Origin of the sequence: Yoonia sp. 67-2, assembly GCF_035117555.1 — a bacterium.
Classification (GTDB): Bacteria; Pseudomonadota; Alphaproteobacteria; order Rhodobacterales; family Rhodobacteraceae; genus Yoonia.
On sequence record NZ_JAYKPK010000002.1, the window covers coordinates 102,579 to 121,723 of the forward strand.

18 protein-coding genes are annotated in these 19,145 nt (G+C 60.1%); 7 read left to right on the top strand and 11 right to left on the bottom strand.

The annotated features are described in order from the left end of the window. Positions 1-3: 3 nt before the first annotated feature. From VOY09_RS03805 to VOY09_RS03825, 5 genes are all read left to right on the top strand, one after another. A complete protein-coding gene (locus VOY09_RS03805) occupies positions 4-1,185 on the top strand; it encodes a geranylgeranyl diphosphate reductase (protein WP_322893061.1) in 1,182 nt (393 codons plus the stop codon). Beyond that, positions 1,182-1,715 carry an isopentenyl-diphosphate Delta-isomerase gene (gene idi / locus VOY09_RS03810; RefSeq protein ID WP_322893062.1) on the top strand — a complete coding sequence of 178 codons (534 nt, stop codon included), beginning with the start codon at positions 1,182-1,184 and terminating at the stop codon, positions 1,713-1,715. The genes VOY09_RS03805 and idi overlap by 4 nt, the downstream gene beginning before the upstream one ends. A 60-nt stretch (positions 1,716-1,775) precedes the next feature. Beyond that, on the top strand, positions 1,776-2,321 hold the full coding sequence (locus VOY09_RS03815) for a gamma-glutamylcyclotransferase (protein ID WP_322893063.1): 546 nt from the start codon (positions 1,776-1,778) through the stop codon (positions 2,319-2,321). Positions 2,322-2,460: 139 nt separating this feature from the next. Then, a complete protein-coding gene (locus tag VOY09_RS03820) occupies positions 2,461-3,531 on the top strand; it encodes a biopolymer transporter ExbB (protein ID WP_322893369.1) in 1,071 nt (356 codons plus the stop codon). A 3-nt stretch (positions 3,532-3,534) separates the two neighbouring features. Next, positions 3,535-5,073 (top strand): peptidoglycan -binding protein, encoded by a 1,539-nt coding sequence (locus VOY09_RS03825; RefSeq protein WP_322893064.1) that lies wholly within the window; start codon positions 3,535-3,537, stop codon positions 5,071-5,073. 125 nt (positions 5,074-5,198) lie between these two features. On the opposite strand, the gene VOY09_RS03830 is transcribed toward VOY09_RS03825, so the two are convergent. The 7 genes from VOY09_RS03830 to VOY09_RS03860 all read right to left on the bottom strand — a co-directional run bounded on the left by VOY09_RS03830 (position 5,199) and on the right by VOY09_RS03860 (position 11,995). Next, a complete protein-coding gene (locus VOY09_RS03830; RefSeq protein WP_322893065.1) occupies positions 5,199-6,185 on the bottom strand; it encodes an ABC transporter substrate-binding protein in 987 nt (328 codons plus the stop codon). Between the two features lie 42 nt (positions 6,186-6,227). Then, the gene (locus tag VOY09_RS03835) at positions 6,228-7,070 is read right to left on the bottom strand and encodes an ABC transporter permease (RefSeq protein WP_322893370.1); all 843 of its coding nucleotides are present in this window, start codon (positions 7,068-7,070) and stop codon (positions 6,228-6,230) included. Positions 7,071-7,072: 2 nt separating this feature from the next. Then, positions 7,073-7,993, bottom strand: a complete 921-nt coding sequence (locus VOY09_RS03840) for an ABC transporter permease (RefSeq protein ID WP_322893066.1) — start codon at positions 7,991-7,993, stop codon at positions 7,073-7,075. A 48-nt stretch (positions 7,994-8,041) separates the two neighbouring features. After that, on the bottom strand, positions 8,042-8,824 hold the full coding sequence (locus tag VOY09_RS03845) for an ABC transporter ATP-binding protein (protein ID WP_322893067.1): 783 nt from the start codon (positions 8,822-8,824) through the stop codon (positions 8,042-8,044). Continuing rightward, complete coding sequence (gene hydA, locus VOY09_RS03850; protein ID WP_322893068.1) at positions 8,824-10,278, bottom strand: dihydropyrimidinase; 1,455 nt, start codon at positions 10,276-10,278, stop codon at positions 8,824-8,826. The genes VOY09_RS03845 and hydA overlap by 1 nt, the downstream gene beginning before the upstream one ends. Before the next feature lie 46 nt (positions 10,279-10,324). After that, the gene (locus tag VOY09_RS03855; protein ID WP_322893069.1) at positions 10,325-10,615 is read right to left on the bottom strand and encodes a GIY-YIG nuclease family protein; all 291 of its coding nucleotides are present in this window, start codon (positions 10,613-10,615) and stop codon (positions 10,325-10,327) included. A 129-nt stretch (positions 10,616-10,744) separates the two neighbouring features. Then, a complete protein-coding gene (locus VOY09_RS03860; protein ID WP_322893070.1) occupies positions 10,745-11,995 on the bottom strand; it encodes a Zn-dependent hydrolase in 1,251 nt (416 codons plus the stop codon). A 162-nt stretch (positions 11,996-12,157) separates the two neighbouring features. Here VOY09_RS03860 and VOY09_RS03865 point away from each other — a divergent pair, with 162 nt between their 5' ends. Next, positions 12,158-12,760 (top strand): TetR family transcriptional regulator C-terminal domain-containing protein, encoded by a 603-nt coding sequence (locus VOY09_RS03865; RefSeq protein ID WP_322893071.1) that lies wholly within the window; start codon positions 12,158-12,160, stop codon positions 12,758-12,760. On the opposite strand, the gene preA is transcribed toward VOY09_RS03865, so the two are convergent. The 4 genes from preA to araD all read right to left on the bottom strand — a co-directional run bounded on the left by preA (position 12,761) and on the right by araD (position 18,311). Beyond that, positions 12,761-14,065, bottom strand: coding sequence for an NAD-dependent dihydropyrimidine dehydrogenase subunit PreA (gene preA, locus VOY09_RS03870; RefSeq protein ID WP_322893072.1), 1,305 nt, complete (start codon positions 14,063-14,065; stop codon positions 12,761-12,763). It lies immediately after the preceding gene. 101 nt (positions 14,066-14,166) lie between these two features. Continuing rightward, positions 14,167-15,495 (bottom strand): NAD(P)-dependent oxidoreductase, encoded by a 1,329-nt coding sequence (locus VOY09_RS03875; protein WP_322893073.1) that lies wholly within the window; start codon positions 15,493-15,495, stop codon positions 14,167-14,169. A 150-nt stretch (positions 15,496-15,645) separates the two neighbouring features. Further along, positions 15,646-16,554, bottom strand: coding sequence for a Gfo/Idh/MocA family protein (locus tag VOY09_RS03880; protein ID WP_322893074.1), 909 nt, complete (start codon positions 16,552-16,554; stop codon positions 15,646-15,648). Further along, positions 16,554-18,311, bottom strand: a complete 1,758-nt coding sequence (gene araD, locus VOY09_RS03885) for an L-arabinonate dehydratase (protein ID WP_322893075.1) — start codon at positions 18,309-18,311, stop codon at positions 16,554-16,556. The genes VOY09_RS03880 and araD overlap by 1 nt, the downstream gene beginning before the upstream one ends. 68 nt (positions 18,312-18,379) lie before the next feature. Here araD and VOY09_RS03890 point away from each other — a divergent pair, with 68 nt between their 5' ends. Beyond that, positions 18,380-19,129: a class II aldolase and adducin N-terminal domain-containing protein gene (locus tag VOY09_RS03890; protein ID WP_322893076.1), complete on the top strand. Its 750-nt coding sequence runs from the start codon at positions 18,380-18,382 to the stop codon at positions 19,127-19,129. Positions 19,130-19,145 lie beyond the last annotated feature (16 nt).

The following is a 19,145-nucleotide window of genomic DNA, read 5'->3' on the forward strand; positions in this document are numbered from 1 at the left end:
CCAATGCAATATGATGTCGTCGTCGTAGGTGCGGGGCCTTCCGGGGCTACTGCCGCAGAAGATCTTGCGCGTTCCGGCCACAAGGTCGCGTTCATCGACCGTGAAGGCCGGATCAAACCCTGTGGCGGTGCGATTCCGCCGCGGCTGATTGCGGATTTCTTTATCCCCGACGACCAGATCGTGGCAAAGGTGAACACCGCGCGGATGATTTCCCCCACCGGTCGTCAGGTCGATATCCCGATTGAGAACGGCTATGTCGGTATGGTCGACCGCGAACATTTCGACGCTTTCCTGCGGCAACGTGCGACTGATGCTGGCGCGCATCGCTATGCCGGCACATTCACCAAGATCACCCGTGATGAGACCGGCACCCATGTCAATTACCGCGACAAGGTGACGGGCGAGGATATGAAACTGACCACGAAATTGGTGATCGGCGCCGATGGTGCGCGCTCCAACGTGGCGCGGGCCGAGGTCAAGGATGGCGACAAGATCCCCTATGTCATTGCTTACCATGAGATTATCGAGGCACCGGAAGCCAACGCCGCATACGACCCTCTGCGCTGTGACGTCATCTATGACGGGCGTATCTCGCCTGATTTTTATGGCTGGGTCTTCCCGCATGGCGCACAAGCCAGCGTCGGCATGGGGTCGATGATCAAATCGGTCGATGTCAAACAGGCTACCGCCGATCTGCGCGCCAGCGCCGGTCTGAGTGATTGCAAGACGATCCGCCGTGAAGGTGCGCCGATCCCGCTGAAACCGCTGGATTGCTGGGACAATGGCAAAGATGTCGTGCTGGCCGGTGATGCTGCTGGTGTCGTGGCACCGTCATCGGGCGAAGGCATCTATTACGCCATGGTCGGGGGCCGTGTTGCGGCGACGGCTGCGGCGGCTTGCCTGGCATCCGGTCGGGTCAAAGACCTGCAACTGGCGCGGAAACTCTTCATGCGCGAACATAAACAGGTTTTCCGGGTTTTGGCCGCGATGCAGAACGCCTATTACCGCAGCGATGAGCGGCGTGAGCGGTTTGTGTCCCTGTGTCATGATGTCGACGTGCAAAAGCTGACGTTTGAGGCTTATATGAACAAGAAACTCGTGAAAGCCCGCCCCATGGCCCATCTGAAAATCGGCATTAAGAACCTTGCGCATCTGACGCGGCTGGTCTCGCCCTTGCGCACATGACGATCATGATCCCGGCCTGGGTCGACGGCACGTTGCAACCAGTGGAAAAGCTCGCCGCGCATCAGCGCGGGCTGAAACACAAGGCGGTCAGTGTGTTCGTGATGAACCGCGGGCGCGTGCTGATCCAGCAACGGGCGATGGGTAAATACCATACGCCGGGGCTCTGGGCGAATACCTGCTGTACCCATCCGGAATGGGATGAAGACCCAGCCATTTGTGCTTTGCGCCGGCTGGACGAGGAATTGGGGATCACCGGGATCTACCCCGCGCATCGCGACCAGATCGAATATCGCGCCGATGTCGGCGATGGGTTGATCGAACATGAACTGGTCGAGGTTTATGTGGCCGATGCGCCGAATGATCTAAAGATCACGCCCAACCCGGCAGAGGTAATGGCGACACGCTGGGTCGATTTTTACGACCTATCCGCCGATGTGATCCGTCATCCCGCGCAATATACGCCTTGGCTGCGGATTTATATGCAGGATCATCAGGATGCGATCTTTGGCGATATGATGCGCGCGGTCTGAGCCCTTTCCGTCGGCCCCCAAAAGGTGTTTACCGGGGGCAACAGGAAAGGACGGCAGATCATGGCGCTTTGGGTTTTCGGATATGGGTCGCTGTTGTGGAACCCCGGCTTTACGCCGATCCGTCAGGTCACCGCCAGACTTCCCGATTATCACCGCAGTTTCTGCATGCTGTCCATCCATCATCGCGGCACGCCGGATGATCCCGGTCTTGTGCTGGCGCTGGACCATCAGCCCGGCGCGCAATGCACCGGCGTCGCGTTAAAGGTCGATCCGGATGAGGAAGCCGACGTTCTTGCCATGTTACGCGAACGCGAGCTGGTCAGCTCTGCCTATTACGAGGCCAATGTCGAGCTGATCTGCAGTGATGGCGAAACGATCACTGCGCTGACCTATATCGTCGATCCCGACCATGCCCAATATTGCCAGTTCGATCTGGAAAAACAGGCGCAGATGATCGCCCAAGCGGTGGGCGGGCGCGGGCCGAATACGGAATATCTGTTCAATACCGTCACATTGCTGACCGAAATGGGGATCAAGGATGACGATATGCGCTGGCTGGCCGACCGGGTGCGTGCCTTGACAGCAACAGAGGGCCATCGTGCGTAAAATTCGGTTTGTCCGTCTGGCGGCATATGCTGCTATGCAAAGGGCAAATCGGACCAGATCAGGATAAACCTTCGTGGCAGACAAACGACCAGCCAAAATAACGGCACAGTTTTCCCAACCGATCCGGCAATTGTTGTTCATGTTGACCGTGATCGTGCTGGTCGCGGCGGGGTTATATCTGGGATTGGACCAGATCCGGGCGATCTTTTTGTCCAACCCCTATCTGAATGGGGTGATCCTGGGCGTCTTCGTCCTTGGGGTCTTGTCCTGCTTTAATCAGGTGTTCCTGCTGATGACCTCGGTCCGCTGGATCGAAGATTTTGCACGCGGCATCAGCGGGCATAACATCACAACCGCGCCATCCTTGCTGGCGCCGCTGGCGACATTGCTGCGATCACGCGGGGCGCGGACGCAGATTTCATCCAGTTCGGGCCGCTCGATCCTTGATTCCGTGGCACAGCGGATCGACGAAGACCGCGAAATCACCCGCTATATCGGCAATGTGCTGATTTTCCTTGGGCTTTTGGGGACATTCTATGGGTTGGCCACGACTGTTCCCGCCTTGGTGGAAACGATCCGGTCGCTGAACCCCGGCGATGGCGAATCCGGGGCGGATATTTTCAGCCGCCTGCAGGACGGGTTGGAAGACCAGCTTGGCGGCATGGGCACGGCCTTTTCAAGCTCGCTTCTGGGGCTGGCCGGATCGCTGGTCGTCGGTCTGCTCGAACTTTTCGCAGGACATGGCCAGAACCGTTTCTACCGCGAATTGGAAGAATGGATGTCCACCATCACCCGCGTCGGTATCGACGGCGATGAAGGTGCTGCACCCGGTGCCGGCGTCGTCGACCAGATGGGCGAATTGATGGATTCGATCCAGTTGATGATGGATCAGACTGCCGCTGACCGCGAAACTACTGACCGGCGGTTCCATTCGCTGGCCGCCGCAATCGAAATTCTGGCGCAGGCCACAACCACAAGCGAGGTGCCTGCGCTGCTCGAACGGGTTGCCACTGCGCAGGAACAACTGGTCAGAAAACTGGACGACAGCGGCATGGGCGGGATCGATGCCGAAAGCCGGATGCGGCTGCGGTCCATCGATGTGCAATTGCTGCGCATCGCCGAAGATATCGCTGCCGGACGCCACGAAAGCACCAGTGCCTTGCGCGATGATCTCGCCGCGCTGACCAATCTGATCCGGGAGCGGAGCTGATCCATGGCGCTGAGCCGCAGATCATCCAACCGTTTCCAGAACGCGATCTGGCCGGGCTTTGTCGATGCGATGACCGGCATTCTGCTGGTGCTGATGTTCGTGCTGACGATCTTCATGGTGCTGCAATTCACCCTGCGCGAAACGATCACCGGGCAGGCCAGTGAGCTTGACACCTTGTCCAGCGAAATGGCCGCCCTTGCCGCGACCTTGGGTCTGGAACAGGACCGGACCGCCGCCTTGATCGCCGAACGCGAAGCGCAGGATCAGGCGCTGGCCGCAGCGCAGGACCAGATCACCGGGTTTGAGGCGCAGGTCGCGGGCCTGCTGGCCGATCAGCGTGATGCCCAGCAGACCATCACCGGGCTGGAACAATCGCAGGAACGGCTGATGTCAGAGCAAGAGGCGCTGAACCTCGCCCTTGCCCAAGCCCGCGATGAGATCGACGAAAGCGCCGAAGCCGCCCGCCTTGCCGCCGCCCGGCGTGAAGCATTGCAGGCGATGATCGCCGATCTGGAAATTGAACGCGATGAAAGTGCTGCCCAGATCTCCGAACTGGAAGCCGCCCGCCTGACCGATGCCGCCACCGCCGCCGCCCTGCGCGAAAGGTTGGAAAACGCCGATGCCGAACTAACGGCGATGACGCTGAACCTTGAACAGCAAAGGCAAGAGGCCGAGGAAACCCTGACCCTGCTGGCCGCTGCCCGCGCCGCACAGGCGGAACTAGAGAGAGCGCGGAGCGAAGCCCTGACCGAGGCAGAGCGACAGGCCGGGCTGCTCGCCATCGCCAATGCGGCCTTGGCCGAGCAGGAAGAAACCTCGACCGAGGCACAACGGCAAACCGCCGCACTGAATGAACAGCTTCTGGCACTGCGCAATCAGGTCGGCACCTTGCAGACCCTGCTGGACCTTGCCGAAGATACCGACCGCGAGGCACAGGTGCAGATCGAAACACTGGGATCACAGCTGAATACTGCATTGGCCCGCGTCGCATCGGAAGAACGGCAACGCCGCGCGCTGGAAGAGGCGGAACGGATCCGGCTGGAAGAAGAAACCGCCCGCCTGCTGGCCGAGGCCGAAGACCTCAACCGGTTCCGGTCGGATTTCTTTGGCCAGTTGCGGCGGGTGCTGGAAGGGCAAGACCGGATCAGGATCGAAGGCGACCGTTTCGTCTTTTCCTCGGAAGTTCTGTTCGAGGTCGGGCAGGCCGATCTGTCCGCCCAGGGCCGCGCCGAGATTGCCAATATCGCAGGCATCCTGCGCGATTTCGCCGATGACATCCCCGATGGTATCGACTGGATCATCCGCGTGGACGGACACACGGACGACATACCGATCACCGCAAACGGACGTTTCGCCGATAACTGGGAGTTGAGCCAGGCGCGGGCGCTCTCCGTGGTCCGTTTCATGGCCGAGGATCTGGGCATCGACCCCCGCCGTCTGGCTGCCAATGGGTTCGGCGAATATCAACCGCTGAACCCGGCGAACACGCCTGAAGCGCGTGCGCAGAACCGCCGGATCGAGTTGAAACTGACGGAGCGGTAGGGCGGGGTTTACCCCGCCATAGAACAGGTCGGGGAGAACCCCGACCTACGACGTCGATGATCCGGAGCCAATCAAAGTTACCCGGACGCCAGCCTCACACCAGCGCCCGATCTTCCGTTTTCAGATCACTCCAGCGCCTGATCCGTGATCAGATGGGTCCAGGCCCCCTCTGGCTCGGCAGAAATCACCGGATCTGACCCGCCGCCCAGCAGTGTCGCGACGGTCCGTTCGTAATCCGCAGGGTCCAGCGCGCCGTTCGATCCAGCGGTCAGTTTCGCGATTTCCTGCATCATGCGGATCTGTGCTTCTTCAGACTGGGCGCCGGTTTCATCATATTCTACGATGATCGCACCTGCAGCTTCTGGGTTTTCCTCGGCCCATTTCCAGCCCTTCATCGAGGCGCGCACAAAGCGGACCATTTTATCGACGAATTCCGGGTCCTCAAGGTTCTCTTCCAGCACATAGATCCCGTCTTCCAGCGTGGCGACGCCCTGATCCTCATACATGAAGGTGATCAATTCATCCGGATCGACGCCCGCATCCAGCACCTGCCCATATTCATTATAGGTCATGGTCGAGATGCAATCCGCCTGCCGCTGCAACAAAGGATCAACGTTGAACCCTTGCCGCAGGACGGTCACGCCATCCTCGCCGCCTTCGGTCGGGATACCGGCCTGCGCCATCCAGCTCAGGAACGGATATTCATTGCCAAAGAACCAGACGCCGATGGTGCGGCCGCGGAAATCCTCGACCGTCTCGATCCCGGTATCTTTCCAGCAGGTCAGCATCAGCCCCGATGTCTTGAACGGCTGCGCGATATTCACCACCGGCAGACCGCGTTCGCGCGCGGCCAGCGCCGATGGCATCCAGTTCAGCATCGCATCGGCACCGCCGCCCGCCAGCACCTGTGGCGGCGCGATGTCGGGACCACCGGGCAGGATCGTAACGTTCAGACCCTCTTCCTCATAATACCCCTGATCCAGCGCCACATAATACCCGGCGAACTGGGATTGCGTGACCCACTGCAATTGCAGTGACACGTCATTGTCCTGGGCATGAGCGATACCGCCAAGACCGGCAGCACAGGCCGCCGCGAGTAGTGTTGTCTTCATTTTGACCTCCAAGTCAGTGTGATGCCCTCTTGCCGGGGCTTGTTATTTTCGTTGCGACGGATGCCAGAATGTCACCCGCCCCTCGACCCATGCGACAGCCCCGTAAAGCGTGCTGCCAGCAATCGCTGCGACCACAATTTCGGCCCAGACCATATCCAGCGCAAGCCGCCCGACCGATGTCGATATCCGAAAGCCCATGCCAACCGTGGGAGAGCCAAAAAATTCAGCAACAATTGCCCCGATCAGCGCCAAAGTCGTCGCAATTTTCAGCCCGTTGAAGATGAACGGCATCGCGGCGGGCAGGCGCAGTTTGAACAGACTCTGCCAATAGCCCGCGCCATAGGTCCGCATCAGATCGCGCTGCATCGCGGATGTGTCGCGCAGGCCAGCAACGATATTCACGAGGATCGGGAAAAACACCATGACGGCGACGACGGCCGCCTTGGATTGCCAATCGCTGCCCAGCCAACGCACAAAAATCGGCGCGATCCCAACGATGGGGAGCGCCGCCATGAACCCGCCTACGGGAAGAATACCGCGCGTCAGGAAATCTGACCTGTCGGCGAGCACCGCCACGCCGAAGGCACAGATCGCCCCGATAATATAGCCGGTCATCGCCCCTTTGATGATCGTCTGCTCAAAATCCGCCCAAAGGATGGGCAGCGAACTGCCGAACCTGTCGGCAATCGCCGAAGGCGCAGGCAGGATGATCGGACTGATCCCCAGCATCCGCACCAGCATTTCCCACATGATCAGCAGGGTCAGGCCAAAAATCGCGGGCACCAGCAACCGCACAATCCTGTTCTGCGCCGCACGGCTTGTGGCAAGGCGGGCGTTGACGAACCACCCCACACCCCAGACCGCCAAAGCAGAGATGATCGCCATATTCATGCCTGCACCATCCCCATCCGGCGCAGTGTGAACCGCTCCATCGCGGTGAATATCCCCACAAGCGCCGCTGCCGTAATCGCCGCCGCAAACAAAGCAGCCCAGGTCACCAAAGGCTGGCCATATTGATCCCCCACCAGCATCCGCGCGCCAAACCCGGCCCGCGCCCCTGTCGGCAATTCCGCGACAATCGCGCCAACCAGCGCCGCCGATATCCCGATCTTGAACGAGGCAAACAGATACGGCACCGAGGCCGGCAGGCGCAATTTCCAGAATGCCTGTGCCGAGCTGGCATAATAGGTGCGCAGCAAATCCATCTGCATCGCATCGGGGCTGCGCAACCCTTTCACCATACCGACGACAACGGGAAAGAACGACAGATAGGCGCTGATCACTGCCTTGGGCAGCAAGCCTTGAATGCCAATCGACCCCATCATCACGATGATCATCGGTGCCAATGCCAGAATAGGAATGGTCTGGCTGGCAATCGCCCAAGGCATCACGCTCATATCCATGGCGCGGTTATGCACGATCCCCACCGCCAGAAGGATACCCAGCGTCGTCCCAATAACAAAGCCAAGCAAGGTTGCGGACAAGGTGACCCAGCCATGAAACACCAAGGACCGGTTCGAGGTGACATTCTGCATCACAATCGTCTGCCACATCTCGCCCGCCACCTGATGCGGCGATGGCAGGCGCGGCCGCTCCAGTGAATAGGTCAGCCCGATCAGCCCCGGATTGGCAAAACTCAACCCCAGCCCGGAATATCCCTGCCGTTCCGCCGGGGTTTCCGGTGTCACCACAAGCCCATCGCGCTGCGCCTGATCGGCGGTCAGATGCATATTCATCGGCACGACCGCGACGACCCAGATCAACAGGATCGCCCCGACAATACTCAGGATCGGCACCAGTGATTTCACAGCGCCCCTCCCTCGCTTTGTGCAAAATACTCCCGCCGGAGGCAGCGCCTACACATCCACATGCCCCGCCCGCAAACCTTCTCGCACACGATGCGCAATCTCGATAAACGCCGCGCTCTCGCGGATATCCAAGGGCCGTTCGCGTGGCAGCGGGCTGTCGATCACATCGGTGATCCGGCCGGGACGCGGCGACATGACGACGATCTTGGTGGACAGATAGACCGCCTCGGGGATCGAATGGGTGACGAAACCGATGGTCTTTTCCGTCCGCGCCCAAAGCTGCAAGAGCTGCTCGTTCAAATGGTCGCGCACAATCTCATCCAGCGCACCGAATGGTTCATCCATCAGCAGGATATCGGCATCAAACGCCAGCGCGCGGGCAATGCTCGCGCGCTGTTGCATCCCGCCTGACAATTGCCAGGGGAATTTCTTTTCGAACCCCGCCAGATCAACCAACGACAAAACACGCGCCACGCGTTCGGCCTGTTCGGCTTTGGAAAATCCCATGATCTCCAACGGCAGCTTCACATTGCCGCCAATCGTGCGCCACGGATAAAGCCCCGCCGCCTGAAACACATAGCCATAGGCCCGCGCACGCCGCGCCTGATCCGGTGTCATGCCGTTGACATTCAGCGTGCCACCGGTGGGCGTTTCTAACCCCGCGATACAGCGCAGGAATGTCGTCTTACCGCAGCCGGACGGGCCAATGAAGCTGACAAATTCGCCCTTGCCGATATCAAGGTCCACGTCTTTCAACGCATGGACGGGGCCATCATTCGTCTCAAACGTCAGGTTCAACCCCTTGGCGCTGATCACAGGTTCAGCGGTCATCAAACCCCCGTCGCGGGAATACCCGTCCGCTGCACCGGGCGTGGGGCCGTCAGCTCTTTCCACTTGGATAGCGCCGTATTCGTCGGCGTATTCGGCGCACGCTTGACGAATTGGCCATGCCCTTCCTGCGTGCGGATTTCGCCATCATGCACAGCGACATGGCCGCGGGTCAGGGTAAAGCGTGGCAGGCCAGTGACCTCTTTTCCCTCGAACACGTTGTAATCAATCGCGGATTGCTGCGCTGATGCGGTAATCGTCTTGGATTTCTCCGGGTCCCAGACCACCAAATCGGCGTCGGCACCCACCAGCACGGCGCCTTTGCGCGGATAGCAATTCAGGATTTTCGCGATATTGGTCGATGTCAGCGCGACAAATTCATTCATCGTCAGCCGCCCGGTACGCACACCATGGGTCCAGAGCATCGGCATCCGGTCCTCCAGCCCGCCTGTGCCATTCGGGATCTTGGTGAAATCGCCGACGCCATAACGTTTCTGATCGGTGGTAAAGGCGCAATGATCCGTCGCGACCACGGACAGGCTGCCCGATTGCAGCCCGGCCCACAGCCCATCCTGATGCATCTTGTTGCGGAACGGCGGCGACATGACGCGCCGCGCGGCATGATCCCAATCCTGATTGAAATATTCGCTTTCATCCAGGGTCAGATGCTGGATCAGCGGTTCGCCCCAGACGCGTTTGCCCTGCATCTTTGCGCGCCGGATCGCCTCATGCGCCTCTTCACAGGATACATGGACGATATACAGCGGCACCCCGGTCATATCGGCGATCATGATGGCACGGTTCGCCGCCTCGCCCTCGACCTGCGGGGGGCGGGAATAGGCGTGCGCCTCTGGGCCGGTATTGCCCTCGGCCAGCAGTTTAGCAGAGAGTTCGGCCACAACATCGCCATTCTCAGCATGGACCATCGCGATGGCACCCAGCGAGGCGAGGCGCGAGAATGACGCATACATTTCATCATCATTCACCATCAGCGCGCCTTTATAGGCCATGAAATGCTTGAACGTGTTGATGCCACGGTCGCGGACGACGCTTTCCATCTCGTCAAAGACCTGTTCGCCCCACCATGTCACCGCCATGTGGAACGAGTAGTCGCAATTGGCGCGGCCAGATTTGTTGTCCCACATCTGCAGCGCATCATGCAGGCCCTGACCGGGGGCAGGCAGCGCGAAATCGACAACCATCGTCGTGCCGCCGGCCAGCGCCGCGCGGGTGCCAGATTCAAAATCATCCGCCGAATAGGTACCCATGAACGGCATTTCGAGATGGGTATGCGGATCAATCCCGCCCGGCATGACATAGCAGCCTGTGGCGTCCAACTTTTCGTCACCTTGCAGGTTCGGCCCGATCTCGATGATCTTGCCACCATCGATCAGAACGTCCGCCTGATAGGTCAGGTCCGCCGTGACGATGGTGCCGTTTTTGATCACTGTTGTCATCTCTGTCTCCTCTCACGATCCGCAACCCCGGACCCGATCCGGGACCTCAGAGAAATGAAGCCTCCATGATCAGATCGGACCAGTTTGGATTGATTTCCTTGATCAGCGCGTTCTTCCAGTCGCGCCGCCATCGTTTCAGCTTGCGTTCCCGCGCGATGGCCTCTGGCAAGGTTGCATAAGTCTCGAAATACACCAGCTTGCGGATGCGGTATCTGGCGGTGTGGACACTGCCTTGCCCGGAATGATGTTCCGACATGCGTTTGAACAGATCGCCGGTCACGCCGATATAGATCGCCGTGTTGGAATTGCAGGAAGCGATGTAGGTGTAAAAGGCCATGCTGAATGCATAGTCGCGAAAGGTTAAAAAACCCCCAACGCAGTCCCGGACCCGATCCGGGACCTCCACGCCAGCATGGTAAGAGGTCCCGGAGCAAGTCCGGGACTGCGGATGTGTTCACCGACACCCTCACCCGACAATCTCCGCCGTTTCGACCACCGCGTGAAACAGCACATCCGCCCCGGCTGCCGCCCATTCTGGCGTGATCTCTTCTGCCTCGTTATGGCTCAACCCATCGACACAGGGACACATGATCATCGCGGTCGGATAGACTTCATTGATCCAACAGGCATCATGGCCTGCGCCGGAAATGATATTCATATGGGAGTAACCCAGCCGTTCCGCCGCATTGCGCACGGCGGCGACGCATTTTTCATCAAAGGCAGGCGGGTCGAACTGGCCGACAATTTCGGCCTCGAATGTCACGCCGATATCTTCACAGAGCCTTGGCGCCCGATCCATCAGCTCCACAACCATCGCATTCAGCTTGTCCAGCAGATGGGTGCGCATATCGACGGTAAAGACTACCTTGCCGGGGATAATATTGCGGCTGTTGGGAGAAACATCGATATGCCCAATGGCACCCACCGCATTGGGCTGATTCTTCATCGCGATTTCATGGACCAGTTCGGTCACCAACGCGAGCCCGCGCCCCGCATTCCTGCGCATATGCATCGGCGTCGATCCGGTGTGGCTTTCCTTGCCGGTCACCGTGCATTGTACCCAGCGCAACCCCTGCCCATGGGTGACGACGCCGATCTGTTTGCCTTCGGCTTCTAATATCGGGCCTTGTTCGATATGTAATTCAAAGAACGCATGCATCTTGCGTTCACCGACCTTTTCGGGGCCTTTCCAGCCGATGCGGTCCAGTTCATCACCAAACTTTTTACCCTTGGCGTCCACCCGGTCATAGGCCCAATCCAGCGAATGTTTGCCTGCAAAGACGCCGGAGGCCAGCATCGCCGGCGCGTACCGCGTGCCTTCCTCATTGGTCCAATTGGTCACCACAATCGGATGCCTGGTCTTGATATCCAGATCATTCAGCGTGCGGATCACTTCCAAGCCGCCCAAAACCCCCAGGACACCATCATATTTACCGCCCGTGGGCTGGGTATCCAGATGCGACCCGACATACACCGGCAGCGCATCGGGATCAGTGCCCTCACGCCGGGCAAACATATTGCCCATTTCATCCACACCCATGGTGCAGCCCGCCGCATCGCACCATGACTGGAACAGATGCCGCCCTGCGCTATCCTCATCGGTCAGGGTCTGGCGGTTATTGCCACCCGCCACGCCGGGGCCGATCTTGGCCATCTCCATCAGACTGTCCCAGAGACGTTCGCCATTGATCTTGAGGTTCTCGCCGGGGGATGGCATCGGGCTCTCCTGTTTCTTGGTTTGACCAGATGGTCAAAACAACGCTAACAGAGGAACAGCACCAGTCAAGTTTTCTGCGTGAACCATTGGCAGGTGCTTATTATGCCAGCAAACCGGACCCATCCGGGGCGCTACAGCCTAAAAAATGAGCGCCCGCTGATCATGACAAAACCGCCGACCCGCATCCAGAAACGCAATCAGGCGGCGATCCTTTCGGCGGGGCTGGATATCTTTTCACAATTCGGCTTTCGCGGCAGCACATTGGATCAGATCGCAGATGCGGCGGGGCTGTCGAAACCCAATCTGCTGTATTATTTCCCGTCGAAGGAGGCGATTCATGCCGCCCTGCTGGCACGTCTGCTGGAAACCTGGCTCGACCCGCTCAAGGCGCTGAACGGCAATGGAGATCCGGTCAAGGAAATCATGGGTTATGCGCAACGCAAACTGGCGCTGAGCAAGGATTACCCGCGCGAAAGCCGCCTGTTTGCCAATGAAATCCTGCAAGGCGCACCACGGATCGAAACCATCCTGCACAGTGATCTGAAAAACCTGGTGGATGAGAAAGCCACGGTTATTCGCTCTTGGGCCGATGCGGGCAAGATCGCACCTGTCGACCCCTATCACCTGATCTTTTCGATCTGGGCGCTGACCCAGCATTACGCCGATTTTGATGTGCAGGTGCAGGCGGTGATGCCCGGCAGCGATCCCTATGCCGGGGCCGCCACCTATCTGGATCATGTGATCAGCCGGATATTGCAGCCCTGATCATTCGGCCGCGACAGCCCCCGGATTGTTCGGATGCGTTGTCCAGTTGGCATATTCCTTTTGCACGACCTTGCCGGTGCGCGGATCGACCTGCCCCGGTGCCATCGCCTCCATCGTGATGCAATTCTCGACCGGGCAGACATCGACGCACAGGTTGCAGGCCACGCATTCGGCGTCGATCACGGTAAATGTCCGGTCTGCCGACATCGCAATCGCCTGATGGCTGGTGTCCTCACACGCGGCGTAGCAACGCCCGCATTTGATGCAATCATCCTGGCTGATCTTGGCTTTCGCGATGTAATTAAGGTTCAGATATTGCCAGTCGGTCACATTGGGCACCGCGCGGCCGACGACCTGCTCGACCGAAGTATAGCCCTTTTCATCCATCCATTCCGACAGCCCGCTGATCATTTCCTGCACGATCTTGAACCCATAGGTCATCGCCGCCGTGCAGACCTGCACATTGCCGCAACCGAGGCTGATATATTCCGCCGCATCGCGCCATGTGGTGACACCGCCGATACCGCTGATCGGCATGCCGCGTGTGTCCGGGTGGCGCGCGATTTCGGATACCATCGACAAAGCGATGGGCTTGACCGCCGGACCACAATAGCCGCCATGTGATCCTTTGCCGTCGATGGATGGCTCCGGCGACATGGTATCAAGATTCACCGAGGTGATCGAATTGATCGTATTGATCAGGCTGACCGCATCGGCCCCGCCCCGCTTTGCAGCGGCTGCTGGTTGGCGGATATCGGTGATATTGGGCGTCAGTTTCACGATCACCGGCTTGTCATAATATTGCTTGCACCAGCGCGTGACCATTTCGATATATTCGGGCACCTGCCCGACAGCCGCGCCCATGCCGCGTTCGGACATGCCATGCGGGCAGCCGAAGTTCAGTTCGATCCCGTCTGCACCGGTTTCGGCCACACGCGGCAGGATGTCTTTCCACGCCTGTTCTTCGCAAGGCACCATGATTGACACGATGATGGCGCGGTCGGGGTAGTCGGCCTTGACGCGGGTGATTTCATCCAGATTGGTCTGCAAGGGGCGGTCGGTGATCAGTTCGATATTGTTCAGCCCCAACAACCGCCGGTCCGCCCCATAGATCGCGCCGTATCGCGGGCCGTTGACGTTGACGACGGGCGGCCCTTCGGAGCCGAGCGTTTTCCACACCACGCCGCCCCAGCCCGCCTCAAAGGCGCGGCGGACGTTGTATTCCTTATCAGTGGGCGGGGCAGAGGCCAGCCAGAACGGGTTGGGGGATGTGATGCCCAGAAAATTTGTTGTCAGATCAGCCATGGCTTTATCCTTTGTGTTCCGCCGCCGTCCCGGGCCTGTGCCCTTGGACCTCGCGGTCGGTTTTGTCAGAGGTCCCGGATCAAGTCCGGGACGCGTTGCGTTCAGACGGTCAGGGCCGCGTGGATATCCATCGCCGCATCGCGCCCTTCGGCCACGGCGGTCACGGTCAGATCGTTGCCACCGCTGGCGCAATCGCCGCCTGCCCAGACACCGGCGCGGCTGGTGCGGCCTGTGCCGGTTACCGCGATCTTGCGACCTTCCAGCGCCAGTCCGGCATCGGTTTCCAGCGTCTGACCGATCGCCTTGAATAGCTGATCGACGGGCAGGCGGATCGTCTCACCTGTACCTGCCAGCCCAGCGCCGGTATCGGCGGTATATTCCAGTTCCACCTCGCGCACGGCACCGTTGCCGTGGATCGCGACAGGCTGGACGTTGAGCAACAGCCGTACGCCGCGGGACGCGGCGAGGTCCTGTTCATAGCGGCTGGCACCCATCGCGTCGCGACCGCGCCGGTAGGCGATGGTCACGTTCTGCGCGCCAAGCAGTTTCGACTGCACCGCCGCATCTACCGCCGTCATGCCACCGCCGATGACCACGACATCGCGACCCACCGGCAGAGCCGTCAAATCACTGGCCTGTCGCAGCACAGAAACGAAATCGACAGCGTTATAGACGCCGTCCTTGTCCTCGCCCGCCGTATGCAGGGCATTCACACCGCCAAGGCCGACAGCAAGGAACACCGCGTCATAATCCTCGGCCAGCGCATCGAGCGTCAGATCTGCGCCCAGTTTCTTGCCGGTTTGCAGCGTGATCCCGCCAATCCCCATCAGCCAATCCACCTCGCGCGCGGCGAAATCATCGGTGGACTTATAGGCGGCGATGCCGAATTCGTTCAGGCCACCGGGTTTGGTCCTGGCGTCAAAGATCGTCACATCATGCCCCAGCATTGCAAGGCGATGTGCACAGGCCAGACCCGCAGGCCCGGCGCCAACCACGGCCACGGTTTTGCCGGTCACCGGCGCACGGTCATACGGATGGCTTTGTCGCGCCATCAGCGTGTCCGTGGCATAGCGTTGCAGGCGGCCGATTTCGACCGGCTTGCCCTCGGCCGTTTCGCGCACGCAGGCCTGTTCGCACAGATCCTCGGTCGGGCAGACGCGGGCGCACATGCCGCCAAGGATATTCTGGTCAAAGATGGTTTTCGCCGCTGCATCCGGCGTGCCGGTGCTGATCTGGCGGATGAACAGCGGGATGTCGATGCTTGTCGGGCAGGCCGTGACGCAGGGCGCGTCGTAGCAGAAATAGCACCGGTCCGCCGCAACCCGCGCCTCATGCCGGTCAAGCGGCGCGTGCAGATCGGTAAAGTTCTGGGCGAGCTGGTCAGCGGGCAATCGCGCTGGTGCTATTCCGGTAGTCATCGGGTTGGACATGGCTGCATCCTGTCTGGCTTGTCCAGATCATGCTGCCACAGTTTTATTTTTTATCAAATGGTAAATTTTTGGCAGTTTGTGAACGCCGGATTGCCCCTCCGGGGCAGCCTCCGGCGGGGATATTTTTACGTCGACGATGCAAGGGTTTAGTCAGAAATCAAACGCCTCGACCACGTGGCGTTTGCCAAGGGTCAGCGCGTCGGCGACATGGATCATCGGGGTGATATCCACCTCGGATGCCGCTGTTTTCACCAGTGCGGCCATGCGGTCATAGAGGGCAGGATATTCGCGGTCGGCACCTGCCGCCACCTCTGCCCCGTCGATCACGAGCCGTGCGCCGCCGTCATGCAGGGCGAGCATGCCTGTGGTGGTTTCTACCGTGATGTCCCAGCTTTGCGGGCCTTCCTGACGCCAGTCGAATTGACCCGTCACATTGCCGGTCCATGTCAGATCAGCCGCAATCGGCGTGTCGCGGTTGGCGGGAAAGAACAGATCGGCCTGCCGCAAATGCACAGGAGCGGGCAGGATTTCCGTCATAATCGACAGCGCATTACTGCCCGGATCAAACACGCCCATGCCGCCCGGTGCAAAGACCCAGTCCTGACCGGGATGCCAGCGGCGCACGTCCTCTTTCCAGGTGATATGCGCGGCGGTGATGGTTTTGTCCGCCAGCCATGCTTTGGCGGGTGCGACACCTTTCGCCATCCGGCTGTGCCATGTGGTGTAAAGCGTGACGCCTGCATTCTGCGCCATGGCGCCCAGCGCCTGCACCTCGGCCAAGGTCGCGCCGGGGGGTTTTTCCAGCATCACATGACGCCCCGCCGCGATGGCGGCGGCGGCGTAATCATAGCGCGGCACCGGCGGCAGGCAGAGCGACACGACACCGATGTCGGGCCGGTCTGCCAGCATCTGCGCAAAGTCGCTGTGGGCGGGCACGCCGTCCACCGATCCGGCGCGGCTGACGGTGGCGGCCAATTGCCAGTCGGGGCTGGCGGCGATGGCGGGGACGTGCTGGTCAACGGCGATCTTGCCGATGCCGACAAGGCAGATGTTGCGCATCAATGCGCCTCCTTGCCGACAGCATTGCCGCGATGCCCGACGAGAAAATCGAAATCGGCACCTGTATCCGCCCCCATGACGCGGTCATGATAAAGCATCGCATAGCCGCTGGTCGGGCGCGGGTTGGCACCAGATGTATCCGCCGACCAGGCCGCCAGACGGGCCTGCAATTCATCGTCGGAAATATCCAGATGCAGGCGACGACCGGCCACATCCACCTCGATCATGTCGCCGTTCCGGACCACGGCGAGGGGGCCGCCCACCGCCGCCTCGGGCGATGTATGCAGGACCACGGTGCCAAAGGCGGTGCCGGACATCCGCGCATCGGAAATCCGCACCATATCGGTGATGCCCTTTTTCAAAATCTTTGGTGGCAGCCCCATATTGCCGACCTCGGCCATGCCCGGATAGCCGCGCGGGCCGCAGTTTTTCAGCACCATGACGCAGGTTTCGTCGATATCGAGATCATCATCGTTGATGCGGGCCTTGTAATCGTCGATATCCTCGAACACCACGGCACGCCCGCGATGCTGCATCAAGGCAGGCGTCGCGGCGGATGGTTTCAGCACCGCGCCACCGGGGGCGAGGTTGCCGCGCAGCACGGCAATGCCGCCTGATTTGGTCAGTGCTTTTTCCACCGGCAGGATCACATCCTCATTCCAGTTGCGGACCTCTTTGACCTCGTCCCAGATGCTGGTGCCGGACACGGTCAGCGCGTCCTTGTGCAGCAACCCCGCCTCGCCCAGACGTTTGATCACGACAGGCAGGCCTCCGGCGTAAAAGAATTCCTCCATCAGGTATTTGCCCGACGGCATCAGGTTCAGAATCGTGGGTACATCGCGGCCCAGCCGGTCCCAGTCGTCCAAGGTCAGTGTCACATCCTTGGTCCGGCCCGCCATGGCAAGCAGGTGGATCACTGCATTGGTAGACCCGCCGATGGCCGCATTGGTCCGGATCGCGTTTTCGAACGCCTGTTTGGTCATCACATCGGATGGTTTCAGATCATCCTTGACCATCTGCACGATACGGCGCCCGGTCAGATGCGCCATCACGCGGCGACGGCTGTCGACGGCGGGAATGGCCGCATTGCCGGACAGGGCCATGCCCAAGGCCTCTGCCATTGAGGCCATCGTGCTCGCCGTGCCCATCGTGTTGCAGGACCCGGGCGAGCGGGACATGGACGCCTCTGCCTCGACAAATTCTTCTGCCGTCATCTCGCCCGCGCGCACGGCTTCGGAGAATTTCCACAGATGCGTGCCGGACCCGATTGTTTCGCCACGGAAATGGCCGTTCAGCATCGGCCCGCCAGAGACGAGGATCGCGGGCAGATCGACCGATGCTGCCCCCATCAGCAGCGCAGGCGTGGTCTTGTCGCAGCCAGCGAGCAGGACAACGCCATCCATGCTTTTGCCACGGATCGCCTCTTCGACATCCATGGCGCAAAGGTTGCGATACATCATCGCGGTGGGGCGCAGGCTCGATTCAGCGGGCGAAAATACGGGGAATTCAACCGGGAAACCGCCAGCCTCATAGACGCCGAATTTTACCCGTTCGGCCAGATCGCGCAGATGGGCGTTGCAGGGGGTCAGTTCCGACCATGTGTTGCAGATCCCGATGACAGGACGGCCATCCAGCAAATCAGCAGGCAGGCCTTGGTTCTTCATCCAGGACCGGTGATAAATCGCATCCTTTGACGACCCTCCGAACCATTCCTGCGACCGCAGTTTGCGTGGCCATGTGGCGGGCTTGAATGTCATGATGCTTTCCTTTTGCTATTGTCAGCGCAACCTTTACGCTGCGCTAACCGAAAATCCAAGGAGCCGCCATGAACCAGCACACACAAAACATGACCCATTGGGCTGAACGCGTTGATATGGCTGCGGCCTTTCGCTGGACCGCGCGGCTGAACCTGCATGAAGGTGTCGCCAATCATTTCAGTCTGGCCATCAATGATGATGGCACGCGATTCCTGATGAACCCCAATCAGATGCATTTCAGCCGGATCAAGGCCAGCGATCTGATCGAGGTAGACGCCAATGATCCCAGCACGCTGGAAGGGCCGAACGCGCCCGACCCAACCGCCTGGGGCCTGCATGGCGGCATTCACCGGTTGGTGCCGCATGCCCGCTGCGCGATGCATGTGCATTCGATCTTTGCCACGGTGCTCGCGTCGCTCAAGGACAGCCGCCTGCCGCCGATTGACCAGAATTGCTGCACCTTTTTCAACCGCTATGTGATCGATGACGGCTATGGCGGGCTGGCGTTCGAGGATGAAGGCGCGCGTTGTGCATCCCTGTTCACTGATCCCAAGCAAAAGGTGATGATCATGGGCAACCATGGCGTGCTGATCATCGGAGCCACGGTCGCGGAAACATTCAACCGCTTGTATTATTTTGAACGCGCGGCAGAGACTTATATCCGCGCCCTGCAGACCGGCCAGCCCCTGCGCGTGCTGCCTGACGATATCGCCGAAAAGACCGCGCAGGAGTTGGAAGCCTATCCCGAACAGGACATTCGCCATCTGGCCGAGCTGAAGGCGATCCTCGACGAGGAAGGGGCAAGCTACGCAGGCTAACAAGGCATTGTTGTAG

Coding starts and splice junctions, on each gene's coding strand:
- idi (WP_322893062.1), top strand. CDS start 1,182: ATGACGATCATGATCCCGGCCTGGGTCGACGGCACGTTGCAACCAGTG.
- VOY09_RS03890 (WP_322893076.1), top strand. CDS start 18,380: ATGAACCAGCACACACAAAACATGACCCATTGGGCTGAACGCGTTGAT.
- araD (WP_322893075.1), bottom strand. CDS start 18,311: ATGACATTCAAGCCCGCCACATGGCCACGCAAACTGCGGTCGCAGGAA.
- VOY09_RS03835 (WP_322893370.1), bottom strand. CDS start 7,070: ATGGCGATCATCTCTGCTTTGGCGGTCTGGGGTGTGGGGTGGTTCGTC.
- VOY09_RS03820 (WP_322893369.1), top strand. CDS start 2,461: ATGTTGACCGTGATCGTGCTGGTCGCGGCGGGGTTATATCTGGGATTG.
- VOY09_RS03805 (WP_322893061.1), top strand. CDS start 4: ATGCAATATGATGTCGTCGTCGTAGGTGCGGGGCCTTCCGGGGCTACT.
- VOY09_RS03865 (WP_322893071.1), top strand. CDS start 12,158: ATGACAAAACCGCCGACCCGCATCCAGAAACGCAATCAGGCGGCGATC.
- VOY09_RS03855 (WP_322893069.1), bottom strand. CDS start 10,615: ATGGCCTTTTACACCTACATCGCTTCCTGCAATTCCAACACGGCGATC.
- VOY09_RS03880 (WP_322893074.1), bottom strand. CDS start 16,554: ATGCGCAACATCTGCCTTGTCGGCATCGGCAAGATCGCCGTTGACCAG.
- VOY09_RS03875 (WP_322893073.1), bottom strand. CDS start 15,495: ATGTCCAACCCGATGACTACCGGAATAGCACCAGCGCGATTGCCCGCT.
- VOY09_RS03830 (WP_322893065.1), bottom strand. CDS start 6,185: ATGAAGACAACACTACTCGCGGCGGCCTGTGCTGCCGGTCTTGGCGGT.
- preA (WP_322893072.1), bottom strand. CDS start 14,065: ATGGCTGATCTGACAACAAATTTTCTGGGCATCACATCCCCCAACCCG.
- VOY09_RS03815 (WP_322893063.1), top strand. CDS start 1,776: ATGGCGCTTTGGGTTTTCGGATATGGGTCGCTGTTGTGGAACCCCGGC.
- VOY09_RS03845 (WP_322893067.1), bottom strand. CDS start 8,824: ATGACCGCTGAACCTGTGATCAGCGCCAAGGGGTTGAACCTGACGTTT.
- VOY09_RS03825 (WP_322893064.1), top strand. CDS start 3,535: ATGGCGCTGAGCCGCAGATCATCCAACCGTTTCCAGAACGCGATCTGG.
- VOY09_RS03860 (WP_322893070.1), bottom strand. CDS start 11,995: ATGCCATCCCCCGGCGAGAACCTCAAGATCAATGGCGAACGTCTCTGG.
- hydA (WP_322893068.1), bottom strand. CDS start 10,278: ATGACAACAGTGATCAAAAACGGCACCATCGTCACGGCGGACCTGACC.